This is a genomic window from Nodosilinea sp. P-1105 (assembly GCF_012911975.1).
Classification (GTDB): Bacteria; Cyanobacteriota; Cyanobacteriia; order Phormidesmidales; family Phormidesmidaceae; genus Nodosilinea.
Genome location: NZ_SMDQ01000062.1, coordinates 22,853 through 33,956, shown reverse-complemented (window position 1 = coordinate 33,956; position 11,104 = coordinate 22,853). Strand labels below are relative to the sequence as shown.

Sequence of the window (11,104 nt, the reverse complement as noted above, 5' to 3'; positions counted from 1 at the left end):
CCGCAGAGCTTTTCTTTACAAGTATCTATTGATACACGACAATTAACCCCTTAACGTCCCGCCTTGTGGAGTGCTCCCAATCCCCCATACTTCGATGGCAAATGCTACTTTGCTGGTCCTAATGATAGAAGCATCGCCGAAGAGTTCAACCAAAGCTACAAGCAAGGTATCCTTGAAGTAATGATTGATCGGGAGACATACGAGCAGTATTTCAAGCCATTAGAGTATTGCTATGATGAAAAAGACGGTCTCAGAAGAATTGAGGTCGTCATCCCTCAAGATCTCCTTCCCATTCTTAATCAATTTCCACGAGTCCTTAAATCACGGTGATCAGAATGGATATCACAAGTTGGGAAAAAGTTAAATCTCAATATAAGCTAGGTCAGTTTGTGCAAGGCAAAGTTGAGTTTCATGCGCCCTTTGGGGTTTTTCTGAAAATTGATGAATCTCCAGCAAAAGGATTAATCAGAATTCCTGATTTTCTAGATGAAGGAGAGATGAGTGAGTCGATGTATCCAGAAATCGGGAAAATTGTAGGTGCAGTTGTAGTTGGTTACAACGAAAGCAACCACCGTGAAATTTATTTGAATGCAAAGCCCAGCGTTTTACACAAAGCCCTTGTCCCCCTCAAGTCTCCTGCTTTTGCTTCTTAATGAGTGCTAGCAATGTGGCATAGTAACAGCCAGCATGACAGGAGCCGAAATTTTAAGTTATTCCGTCCAGCTTTTGGGAAGTGCTACCTATGACCAACCCACAACCACCTTTATACACTACGACTGGCGAGCTGTTTCAACTCGTAAGGGTTTACTACCAAGTTTTTAATCAAGCGACTGTTCTTGGCGTTTTCAAGAAACTTCGCTGTGTAGAATTTGACGGTACGCAAAACCGTTGGGTTTGGTTGTTTGAGCACGAAGCGAGGAAATTACGATTGGGAAAGCCTCACAGCCAACTACCCAAGAAAATTCGGCCTGTTGTCATCGGTTCTTTTACCTTTCGCAGTGATAATCAAATGCTCTTGGATTTGCGATCGGTGGAACGAGCTACTCAAGCGATTGAGTTCTTTGATAAACGAATTAATCGACGCGCAGCTAAGGTGACCAATCTGCGAATCGTGAATAAGTTGTTTGAGGTAACTCAAGAAAACACTCGGCAGCTAATCCAGCAGTCTCCAGATACCTTCTTTGATGTTGATAATGTTGTTCGTCCCGCAGAAACACTAATGGCAGGCATTGAACAGCTTCAACAAGAGGAAAACCTTGGAATCCGCAGGAAAGAAGCCCTAGCCTGGATAGAACAGCAGGCTCAAGCACCTCTGGCAGAGGTAGAAGAAATGTCGACAAATTTCTATGAGGACGGCATTGAGCCACTAGAAGTTTCCTTGAAGCTAAGACAGCTAGAGTTGTTAGAGCGCTGGAAGGGTAATAGGGACGCTAATATGCTCAACATCATTCAAAAATTAATGAAACCTGATCCTCGATTTTTTCCCTAGCCGTCTTGATGGAGGAGCGATCGCAATTTCTGTCGTAAGTATTCCCAGTAAATATACGAATGCACAATTAATGATCCAACCCTCCTCGTTTATTGATGCTGGCATTCAGGTTAAGTCAGTACGCGGGCTATTTCTCTTTAAATTTAGCGAAGACCTTCAGGATAGGCTGGAAAGCTTGAATGAGCAGCAGCGAGAGTCACGTTTGACACCTGATGAAGCAGTAGAGTTGACTGGGATTCTGGAACTTGATCGCATCTTCACGCTGCTGAATGCCACAATCATCACTGAGTCTGCATAGATGGTTTCAAAAGAGATTCGGCGGCAAGTTCGAGAGCGAGCTCAATATTTATGCGAATACTGTCACTCCTCTGAGGATGCCAGTGCGGCACGGTTTGAAATTGACCACATTCAGCCGAGATCGCTTGGAGGAACAGGTACCTTAGAAAGCTTAGCCTTAGCTTGTCAACGGTGTAACAGCTATCGTTACAACTTCACAGAAGGTACCGATCCAGAATCTCAGCTCCTACTCAGTTTTTTAACCCCCGATCGCACGAGTGGAATGAGCATTTTATTTGGGAAAAGGGAGGTCTATTAATTCGAGGCAAGACACCGATTGGTCGTGCAACCTGCGATCGTTTGGATTTGAATGATCAAGGGCATAATGAAGGAGCGATTGTTAAAGTCCGCCGCCTTTGGATGCAGGGCGGCTGGCATCCACCATCCAATGATGCTGTTGAATCTTAACTTCAATAAGTGAATTATAGATATCGCATCTTTCCTTATAGTACTTCGATTCAAATTTAAAGTTTTACTCATCCACTCCCTACCCAGCCACCCATGTGCCATGACTGACACCTTCAACCACGTCACCTGCCCAAAATGCGGCTACGAAGAAAACGCCATTACTGCCAAAAAGTGTGAGATCTGCGGCCAGGCGCTGAAAAAAGACAAGTCCCTGGCTCCGGTAATCGCTGGGGTGGGGGCGTTACTCTTCTTGGGAGCCCTGGGTTTTACGGGCTATCATGCTTTCATCCGCGATCGCACCCCCCAGTCCCCCATCCAGAGTTCAGCGCCCACCACGTCAGCGGATGCCACCGTCAGCCCTAATGGGGACGCTACCCCTGCGTCCCCTACCGCACCCCCTAGCCAGCCCGGAAACATCGGTAATGCTCTAAGCTGGGGCGATCGCGTTCTGTTTACCGATGCCCCTAATGCTGACCTCCAAGCCGGGGCCGCCGCCTTTGCCACCGGGGACTATGACACCGCCGCCAGCCGCTTCGAGGCCGCCCGCCAGGCGGTGCGCAATGACCCTGAAGCCATGATTTACCTGAACAATGCCCGTTTAGGGGATACACCGGCCCTGGGAATTGCCGCCATTGTGCCCATTGGCGATACGCCCAACGCCGCCCGCGAGCTACTGCGGGGCGTCGCCCAGGCCCAGGAGGAGGCCATTCAGGCAGGGGTGCCGGTCAAGGTACTGATTGCCAATGATCGCAACGATGTGGGCCAGGCAGAGGCGATCGCCCGAGCCCTGGTGCAAGACCCCACCATTGTCGGTGTGATCGGCCACGGCACCAGCACCACCACCCTGGCCGCTGCCCCCATCTACCAGCAGGGCCAACTGCCGATGATTGCCCCCACCAGCACCACCACGGAGCTGGCTAGTCTGCCCCGAGATGACAGCAACTTTATCTTTCGGGTGATTCCCAGCGACCAGTTCACAGGGACAACCCTGGCCCGCCACATGCTAGCCCAGGGCCAGAGTCGCCCGATTATTTTCTATAACCCTCAAAGTTCCTACAGCCGATCGCTGCAAGAGTCTTTTTCCACCACCCTGGGCCTGGAGGGGGGACAGGTGGCTAAGCTGGTGGATCTCTCCCAGGGCAACCCAGCCACCGAGCTCCAGAATGGCGGGGCCGATGCCGTGGTGCTGCTGCCGGACTCAGCTACCTTTGACGCCGCGATCGCAGTGGCCCAGGTCAACCAGGGCCAGCTACCTGTGCTCGCCGGGGATGCCTTCTACCGGATTGAAACCCTGGAGCGGGGGGGCAATAGCCTGGATGGCGCTGTGGTGACGGTACCCTGGCACCCGCTCAAATCAACCCCACCCTTTGCCCAAACGGCAGCCAGTCTATGGGGGGGCGATATCAACTGGCGCACCGCCCTCAGCTATGACGCCTTTCAGGCCCTGCGCTCGGCGCGCTCGGCGGGGAATGTAACCCCGGCCATGGGGGCCCAGGGCCGCGCGGCCCTGGGCCAAGCCCTAGCGGGTCAGGGGTTTACGGCTAATGGCTCCACGGGACCCATTAGCTTTTTACCCTCCGGCGATCGCAATACCACCGTGCTGCTGGTCAGCGTAGAACCGGGCAGCCGCTCAGGGGCTGGCTTCGACTTTGTCCCTCTGCCCTAGTGCAGCGTCAAGACTTGAATTTAGGGTTTCCAGATGTAGAGATTTGGTGGCATCAAGGTCCGAAATCCACTCCTTTGGAGGGGTAGGAATGGGTCAAGCAAGCCCGAAAAGCCCCCCCGCCCTCCGGGCATCCCTCCGTGGGAGGGGATGAAAGGTCCTGATGTGTTGAAGCAACCTCTCTGAAGCAATAGTCCAGACATTTTTCCTAGTAAGCGCTGAAACCCTTGGTTTCTCGTTGACCAGACCACCTCGAGAGAGGGTCGAGCCCCGCATTCTACCGTTGGCTCTCAGAAACTGTCCAGAGTGTTGTGAAGATTAAAAGGCTTTTGCAAAGCACTTACCCTAATTTTTAGTCTTGACAGACCACTAGTATGGTGCCAATACTCCATAGCAGAAGTAACCCACCTACTTCTGTCAACATAAACCTTGATGTAGAGCAGGATACCCTTCTGCCTTTTGTCTTTTCATCTCTGCCTTACTGCCCCAGTTTGGCCTATGACTGCGCAGATCTACGGCCAAAAAAGCTAACACAAAAGATAGAAGAAACCACTAAGAAACTAATCAAGCTAGACAGGGGAATAATTTCAGCTGCCGTTAAAATGGAAGGAGTCGGCAGGGCAGAATTCTCGTAGTTAAGAAACAGGGCGATGAATAAGTTGTTGGCGGCGTGGGACCCAATAGCAAGTTCTAGAGACTTATCTTTGATAGTTATGAATGCCAGAAAAGCCCCTACCAAAAAGTAAAGGATTGCCATGGGCACAAAGCCAGCTTCCACCTCTGGGTTGAGTAGGTGAGGCACCATAAAGAGTAAAGACGTGATCACAATCAATGCCCAGGGATGCTTAATTTTCAGGGAAATGCCCTGCATGAAGTATCCCCTGAATAACATTTCTTCTACGGTGGTTTGAATGGGCGTCAAAATCAAGGCAAGGGGCAGAAACACAAGGAACTGGCCTGGTGAAAACGTGACGGCCACTTCGCGACCTGTGATCGCGAGGCTGATCAGGTTGACGACAGCATAAAGCAGCAGATAAAGCCCAAACCCCTGGCCAACTCGCTTCCAATTAATGGACTCGACTGGTGTTACCAGGGTCATCAGTCGTCGCCCATGGATAAAATGGACTGCGATCCATAGGCCAATTAATAAGGCAATAAAGATAAAATTGATGGCCAGATAAACCCAAATAGGATTGATGCCATCGAACTGGAGTGTTGCTAAATCAAAATCAGTGTCTGGGTTTTCATCTAAGGCTAGGGTAATCCCTAAAACAATCAGAGGAATCGGCCCAATCACCTGGTAGAAGAACAGAATGATCAAAACAGAGATGAGGTAGCGCCACCACTCATTCTTGCCTTGATGCACTAAGTCTAAATATTGATGTACCATAAGCTTTGTTAAGCAGTTTTACGACATGGGACATAATGTCCGCTTGCCTTGACAGGTGTGATACAGATCACGAATAACCTGGAAACAATATAGATATATTACTAGGAAAAGCATCTGCCCCTAGGACTTTTAAGCTATGTTTCCTGAGGATAAGCATTTAGAAACGTACTTGGTGCCCAATAAAAAACCTGAGCCAAGCGCCCCGAATCTAACCGTCGTCCAGTTTTTTCAAGTCACTGCAATCAGCTTCTCTGTATCAGTTGCTTTGTCATTTACCTTGTTTGACAAACTGCTAGATCTCAGTCCTCAGGTAAACGTACAACTCCCAGATAGATGGCCGTCTGTAGAAGAAGATAACAATAACCAGCCAAGTCCTGTTGCTCCCAAAGACCCGGCTGAACAGACAGTCCATGACACCCAAAGATACTACTTACCGATCGAATACGAGTCGATCAGGCAAGTGCTGATTACTAATATGTGTAATGGCACGGTAACAGGGGGAGCCAATTTCCGCATCTCCCCTAGCCTGAATGCTGCCGCCATTCTGGGGGTGGTTCTGGCTGGTGATCCGGTCCAGTTAACCGGGCATACCGTATTTGCGGATGGTGTGTTTTGGTATGAGGCGAGAAACGAGTTACCTCTGGCCGTGTCTAGCGAACCCCAATCGAGCAATCAACTAGACAGTCATCAAGTCGGTTGGATCGCTGATTGCTTTGTGAAGGAATGATGGCTCAAGTCTTCTTCTCTAAGTGCTTAATCTCTAGGTGCTTAATCAGAGCGTGCAGGCCTAGCCGATAGCTGTCTGCTCCAAACCCACAGATTTGGCCAACGGCTACAGCCGCGATGTAAGAGTGGTGACGAAAAGTCTCTCGCTGGTGAATATTGCTGAGGTGAACTTCTACTGTGGGCAACCCAACCGCTGCGATCGCATCTCTGATCGCCACGCTGGTGTGGGTATAGGCTCCGGGATTAATCAAAATACCATCCTGGTGCCCAAATGTAGCCTGAATACAGTCAACCAACGCCCCTTCACTGTTGGACTGAAAAACAGAAAGAGCCACACCAAGATTGCTAGCCTCCTGACCGAGACTAGCGTTGATAGACTCCAGAGTTTGGCGACCATAAATACCAGGCTCTCGAAGCCCCAGCATATTTAGGTTCGGCCCATGAATGATCTGAATCCGAAACAAAAGTGTATTCTCTTGAGCGGCCTAACCAGTTTACCGCCTAGGCTCATCCACAGGAATGGGAATCATGTCAGGCTCTTGCTGAGGCTCAGGGCCTAAGAGGGCATCGATCACTTTGTCGATCCACTCGCCCAGCTTCTCTAGAACCTTTTCAATGTAGTCCATTAGAGCAAAACTCCTTACTGGCATTGGCTACTCTGGCCACGCCTCTGTGCAGCACTATCTGCACGACGAATACCAGATCCATTTACAGGATTGCAACTATGCGTGTACCCATCATAACGAATTGACGAAAATGATCAAGGGACTAGTTACAGTAAGCAACGGCGCAAGTGATCCAGGGCCGAACAGGCGCTGAGATGACGCACCCAGTCTCTGCCCCGAAACCCTGTGAACTCATGCTTAAAGCTCAGCGCCTTGTGTTCGGGGGTGGCCAGGCCAATATACACCAGGCCCACGGGCTTTGTGGGGGTGTCACCCCCAGGACCAGCAATGCCGGTAATGCTTAAGGCCCAGTCTGTGTTCAGCTGCGCCTGTACCCCCAGCGCCATTTGTTCAGCCACAGGGGCACTGACGGCCCCTTCGGTGGCTAGTACCGTACTCTCTACCCCCAGCAGGGCTGTTTTGACCCCATTGTCATAGGCAATTACGCCCCCCCGAAAATAGGTCGAACTGCCCGCCACCGTCGTCAGCATCTGACCCAGCCCTCCCCCGGTACAGGATTCGGCCACGGACAAGATTTGTTGCCGTTGGCCTAATAATTGCCCTACCACCGCGGCCAGGGTGTCGTCGTCTGTACCATAGCAGTCATCCCCCACTAGGACCCGAATGGCCTGTTCTACGGGGGTGATTAAGGCTAGGGCTGCCGCCTTTGATTCGGCTCTGGCCGTAATCCGCAGCCGAGCTTCGCCGTGGCTGGCGTAGGGGGCCACCGTGGGATTGCCCAACTGTAAATGGTCAGCCACCCGTTCTGCCATGGCCGATTCGCTAATGCCCCAAAACCGAAGCATGCGGCTGACCAGGGTGGCGTTCACCCATCCCTGTTGATGGAGATAGGGGGCCGATGTGGCTTGCCACATGGCCTGCATTTCCCGGGGTACCCCCGGAAAGGTCATCAGCGTCAGCCCTGGGCGGGGGTGCCAAATTACCCCCGGCGCAGTGCCCTGGGGGTTGGGCAAGACAGCGGCCCCCTGGGGAAGTCGAGCCTGTTTACGGTTACTGGGGGGCATGACCCGACCTCGGCTGATGAACTTCGCTTCAATGTCAGCCACCAGTTCGGGATGTTCGACCAGGGGAGCCCCAAAAAAGTCAGCCAGGGTCTCCAGGGTGAGGTCATCGGGGGTAGGCCCGAGGCCACCGGTAAAGAGTAAAAGCTGGGCGCGATCGCAAGCGATCGCCACGGCCTGCTTAATCCGCTCCGGGTTATCCCCCACCACCGTTTGGAAGTAGTGAGGAATGCCCAGAGCGGCTAGCTCTTTAGCCAGAAATTGAGCGTTGCTGTTGAGAATATCCCCCAGCAGTAGTTCCGAGCCGACGCAAATCACTTCTGCGCTGTTGTTCATGGGTGGGGTGTATATCCTTTAGAGAGGGCCAGCTAATACTTTATCCAGGATGATGGCCAGGCACAGCCCATAGAGCTGTGTGCAACCGGCTGGCGATGGGGGTTGATGGAGATGTAAGTCCCTGGGCACAAGATGGGACAATACTAGCCAGTGCCATTATCGCTTAAGGGCTGATACAGCCGTGCTATCACTTTGCTATGAAATTTAGTTGGCGACGTAGCCGCTGGTCATCGGGACTAGTGATCCTGATTCTGGGCGGCCTAATCTATCGCACCCTGGTGGCGATCTGGCTCTTCCCTGGCTTTGATGAAGCCTACTACTACCTCTACAGCCGCCACCTGCACTGGAGCTATTTTGACCACCCCCCAATTGTCGCCTGGACCACGGGCCTAGGCTGGTGGCTGACAGGGGTGATTTCGCCCCTGACTATCCGCTTGGGGGCTTTAGGGTTGTATTGCCTCAGCCTGGGGCTGCTGTATTTAACGGCCACCTATCTGTATGCCGCCGCAGTGGGGGTGATGACCGTGGCCCTCGTCACCCTGATCCCTCTGTTCACCATTGGTTTTGGCATTCTCACCGCCCCCGACACCGGCTTGATCTTATTTTGGAGTGCCACCCTGCTTACCGCCGCCTGGGAATTCTTTCCCCAGGGACGGGATGGCGGCAGCAATGCACCTTACCATCCCACCTGGCGCATTGCCCTCCTAGGACTATGGGTGGGGTTAGCTTGCCTGAGTAAGTACCACGGGTTTGTGCTAGGGCTGAGCTTGGTGGGTTTTTGTCTGGCCTGTGCCCCCTATCGCTCGGCCCTGCGATCGCCCTGGACGGTTGTGGCCCTGGGGTTGTTCGTGATCACCCTGTTTCCCCTGTGGTATTGGAACAGCCAGCACGACTGGATTTCCTTTCGGTTTCAGCTGGGTATGCGGTTTGACGGTCCCCAGGAGAGCTCCCCCTTTAGCCTGGAGCAGATGGTGGGGTACTGGTTGATTTCCATCGCCTATTTATTTCCCTTGTTTGGCTTTCCCCTGTGGTGGGTGACCGCCCGCAAAAGCCTGCGTTTGGGGCACCTGCGCCTGCTCACAACGGTCCATCCCGATACTGAGTTGACTAAAGGTGAGTTAGCTAAAGACGCCCTAATCCTATGGCTGTCGCTGCCGATTATGCTGCTGTTCACCCTGTTGGGGGGGCAGCAACAGATTTTACCCGCCTGGCCCGCTCCTGGGTACTGGGGGGTGGCCATCCTGCTAGGACAGCAGGCCGTGATCTGGCAGCGCCAGCGGCCCCGGATAATTCGGTGCTGGCTCTGGGGCTCTGGGTGGTTTTTGGTGGCCCTGTCTGTGGTGGCGATGCTGCACTTACAACTGGGTTTTTTGCAGCAGCCCAGCCGTTACGCTCCGTTTGGCGGCCTGGTGCCTGTGGACCAGGATGGGTCTACGGAGTTGCTGGATACCGGACAAATGCGCCAGCTCATCGCGGCTGACCCAGCCCTAATGACAGCTTTAGGGGAAGTGGATTTTATTTTTACTAACGAATATTATTTGGGGGGTTACCTGGGCATGGCCATCCACCCACTGTACGATTTACCGATTACCGCCTTTAGCCAAGACCCACGGGGATTTGCCTTTTGGTTTGATCAGAGGCCGTGGCTGGGCCAAGATGCTTTCTACATCACCCTGGAGCGGTTTGTCGACGATCCGGCGATTATCGCCCAGTACACCCCTTTATTTGACGCCATAGAACCGCTGACCACGCTGTCGCTGCGGCGGGGTGGTGTGGTCACCGAGACCTTATATGTTTACCGGGCGAATGGATTTCAGCAGCCCTATGAGTATCCCTATGGTCCATAGGCTGTGCTAGCGAGCCCGCTGCCGAATGCGCCAGCCGGTATAGCTCAAAAGGGCAGTCGTGGCCAGGGCATAGGCGATACCGCTGGGCATGCCCGCAAAGGCTAGGGCCAAACTGCCTACCCACAGGGTCAAAATGTAGATAAATAAGACCGTAACCCGATGGGAGAGTCCGGCATTCAGCAGCCGATGGTGCAAGTGGCGTTTGTCAGCGATAAAGGGAGATTTGCCGGAGCGAATGCGATCGAAAATGACCGCTGACATATCTAAAATGGGCACGGCCAAAATCAGATACGGCAGTAGCACCGCCGCTGTCGTCACCGTCTTCACCAGGCCAATTACTCCGACTGCGGCCAGGGTAAACCCCATAAAATAAGCTCCCCCATCCCCCATGAAAATTTTGGCCGGGTTGAAGTTGTAGCGCAAAAAGCCCAGGGCTCCACCGGCTAGCGCGGCGGCAATCAAGGCGGCGGCGGGTTGATTCATAAACAAGCTCACCACCAGCATAATCATGGCCGCAATCCCAGACACACCAGCGGCTAAGCCATCTAGACCGTCGATCCAATTGATGGCGTTGGCCATGCCCACCAACCAGATAACGGTTACGGGCAAGCTAATCACATCCGGCAGTTGGGTCAACCCTAAAAATGGAATGGTAAGAAAATCGATGCTGACCCCCACATGCCAGGCAATGGAGGCGACAATGGCCTGCATTACTAATCGACTTAGGGGAGACAGGCCAAATAGATCATCGGTAAGACCGATCAGAAAAAAAGCCAGGCCACCAATGGTGACCCCCCAAATTTGAAATTCTTCAGGGGGCGCCAGGTGGGCCCCACCGGCATCAATAAAGCCCCCCGTTGCCCACACCAGCAGGAGCGCCGTAAATGTGCCCAAAAAAATGGAAACACCCCCTAGGCGGACCATGGGAGCCTTGTGAACTTTACGGTCTCCCGGCAGGTCGACCCGACCACTTTTGAGGCCGATGCGTCGCACAATCGGGGTAGTAAACAGCACGACCGCCGCAGAAACCGCAAAGGCGAAAAAGTGATATAGCTGAAATGGCATCAGAACCCCTGTATGGAGACACTCCTCGAATACCCAGACCAGTGGCTAACCGCAGAAGGTAGCTATCGAATGAAACAGCGCTATGAGAATCAGCCCAAAGCAGTCCATAGGATAAGCTGATTTCCCCAAAATAGCCAAAAACTCCATGCAGATTATG

11 protein-coding genes and 1 pseudogene are annotated in these 11,104 nt (G+C 52.7%); 7 read left to right on the top strand and 5 right to left on the bottom strand.

What is annotated here, in order from left to right:
• The first annotated feature begins 335 nt into the window (after nucleotides 1-335).
• The 5 genes and pseudogenes from E1H13_RS20785 (at nucleotide 336) to E1H13_RS20765 (ending at nucleotide 3,899) form a co-directional block, all read left to right on the top strand.
• On the top strand, nucleotides 336-653 hold the full coding sequence (locus tag E1H13_RS20785) for an RNA-binding protein (protein WP_169616244.1): 318 nt from the start codon (nucleotides 336-338) through the stop codon (nucleotides 651-653).
• Nucleotides 654-742: 89 nt separating this feature from the next.
• Entirely contained in the window at nucleotides 743-1,489 is a 747-nt protein-coding gene (locus tag E1H13_RS20780) for a hypothetical protein (protein ID WP_169616242.1), read from the top strand.
• A gap of 70 nt (nucleotides 1,490-1,559) precedes the next feature.
• Complete coding sequence (locus tag E1H13_RS20775) at nucleotides 1,560-1,787, top strand: hypothetical protein (protein WP_169616240.1); 228 nt, start codon at nucleotides 1,560-1,562, stop codon at nucleotides 1,785-1,787.
• Nucleotides 1,788-2,233 (top strand): annotated as a pseudogene (locus E1H13_RS20770) (HNH endonuclease signature motif containing protein). It begins immediately after the preceding gene.
• A 100-nt stretch (nucleotides 2,234-2,333) separates the two neighbouring features.
• On the top strand, nucleotides 2,334-3,899 hold the full coding sequence (locus tag E1H13_RS20765) for an ABC transporter substrate-binding protein (RefSeq protein WP_169616238.1): 1,566 nt from the start codon (nucleotides 2,334-2,336) through the stop codon (nucleotides 3,897-3,899).
• 493 nt (nucleotides 3,900-4,392) lie between these two features.
• Here the strand turns inward: E1H13_RS20765 and E1H13_RS20760 are convergent, their stop codons facing one another.
• On the bottom strand, nucleotides 4,393-5,286 hold the full coding sequence (locus tag E1H13_RS20760) for a CPBP family intramembrane glutamic endopeptidase (protein ID WP_169616237.1): 894 nt from the start codon (nucleotides 5,284-5,286) through the stop codon (nucleotides 4,393-4,395).
• 136 nt (nucleotides 5,287-5,422) lie between these two features.
• On the opposite strand from E1H13_RS20760, the gene E1H13_RS20755 reads away from it, so the two are divergent.
• The gene (locus E1H13_RS20755) at nucleotides 5,423-6,013 is read left to right on the top strand and encodes an SH3 domain-containing protein (RefSeq protein WP_169616235.1); all 591 of its coding nucleotides are present in this window, start codon (nucleotides 5,423-5,425) and stop codon (nucleotides 6,011-6,013) included.
• 4 nt (nucleotides 6,014-6,017) lie between these two features.
• Here E1H13_RS20755 and aroQ read toward each other — a convergent pair whose 3' ends face one another.
• From aroQ to E1H13_RS20745, 3 genes are all read right to left on the bottom strand, one after another.
• Nucleotides 6,018-6,476 (bottom strand): type II 3-dehydroquinate dehydratase, encoded by a 459-nt coding sequence (aroQ, locus tag E1H13_RS20750; protein ID WP_169616233.1) that lies wholly within the window; start codon nucleotides 6,474-6,476, stop codon nucleotides 6,018-6,020.
• A 30-nt stretch (nucleotides 6,477-6,506) separates the two neighbouring features.
• Nucleotides 6,507-6,638 carry a hypothetical protein gene (locus tag E1H13_RS27755; protein WP_256378542.1) on the bottom strand — a complete coding sequence of 44 codons (132 nt, stop codon included), beginning with the start codon at nucleotides 6,636-6,638 and terminating at the stop codon, nucleotides 6,507-6,509.
• Nucleotides 6,639-6,784: 146 nt separating this feature from the next.
• Nucleotides 6,785-8,035 (bottom strand): competence/damage-inducible protein A, encoded by a 1,251-nt coding sequence (locus E1H13_RS20745; RefSeq protein WP_169616231.1) that lies wholly within the window; start codon nucleotides 8,033-8,035, stop codon nucleotides 6,785-6,787.
• Nucleotides 8,036-8,232: 197 nt separating this feature from the next.
• Between E1H13_RS20745 and E1H13_RS20740 the strand changes: the two genes are divergently transcribed.
• Nucleotides 8,233-9,882 (top strand): glycosyltransferase family 39 protein, encoded by a 1,650-nt coding sequence (locus E1H13_RS20740; protein WP_169616229.1) that lies wholly within the window; start codon nucleotides 8,233-8,235, stop codon nucleotides 9,880-9,882.
• Between the two features lie 6 nt (nucleotides 9,883-9,888).
• Here the strand turns inward: E1H13_RS20740 and E1H13_RS20735 are convergent, their stop codons facing one another.
• On the bottom strand, nucleotides 9,889-10,947 hold the full coding sequence (locus tag E1H13_RS20735; protein WP_169616227.1) for an MraY family glycosyltransferase: 1,059 nt from the start codon (nucleotides 10,945-10,947) through the stop codon (nucleotides 9,889-9,891).
• Nucleotides 10,948-11,104 lie beyond the last annotated feature (157 nt).

What these genes read in the sequence shown, in the direction of transcription:
- E1H13_RS20760 (WP_169616237.1), bottom strand. Translation starts at nt 5,286, where the DNA reads ATGGTACATCAATATTTAGACTTAGTGCATCAAGGCAAGAATGAGTGG.
- E1H13_RS20740 (WP_169616229.1), top strand. Translation starts at nt 8,233, where the DNA reads ATGAAATTTAGTTGGCGACGTAGCCGCTGGTCATCGGGACTAGTGATC.
- E1H13_RS20765 (WP_169616238.1), top strand. Translation starts at nt 2,334, where the DNA reads ATGACTGACACCTTCAACCACGTCACCTGCCCAAAATGCGGCTACGAA.
- E1H13_RS20755 (WP_169616235.1), top strand. Translation starts at nt 5,423, where the DNA reads ATGTTTCCTGAGGATAAGCATTTAGAAACGTACTTGGTGCCCAATAAA.
- E1H13_RS27755 (WP_256378542.1), bottom strand. Translation starts at nt 6,638, where the DNA reads ATGGACTACATTGAAAAGGTTCTAGAGAAGCTGGGCGAGTGGATCGAC.
- E1H13_RS20745 (WP_169616231.1), bottom strand. Translation starts at nt 8,035, where the DNA reads ATGAACAACAGCGCAGAAGTGATTTGCGTCGGCTCGGAACTACTGCTG.
- E1H13_RS20735 (WP_169616227.1), bottom strand. Translation starts at nt 10,947, where the DNA reads ATGCCATTTCAGCTATATCACTTTTTCGCCTTTGCGGTTTCTGCGGCG.
- E1H13_RS20775 (WP_169616240.1), top strand. Translation starts at nt 1,560, where the DNA reads ATGATCCAACCCTCCTCGTTTATTGATGCTGGCATTCAGGTTAAGTCA.
- E1H13_RS20785 (WP_169616244.1), top strand. Translation starts at nt 336, where the DNA reads ATGGATATCACAAGTTGGGAAAAAGTTAAATCTCAATATAAGCTAGGT.
- E1H13_RS20780 (WP_169616242.1), top strand. Translation starts at nt 743, where the DNA reads ATGACCAACCCACAACCACCTTTATACACTACGACTGGCGAGCTGTTT.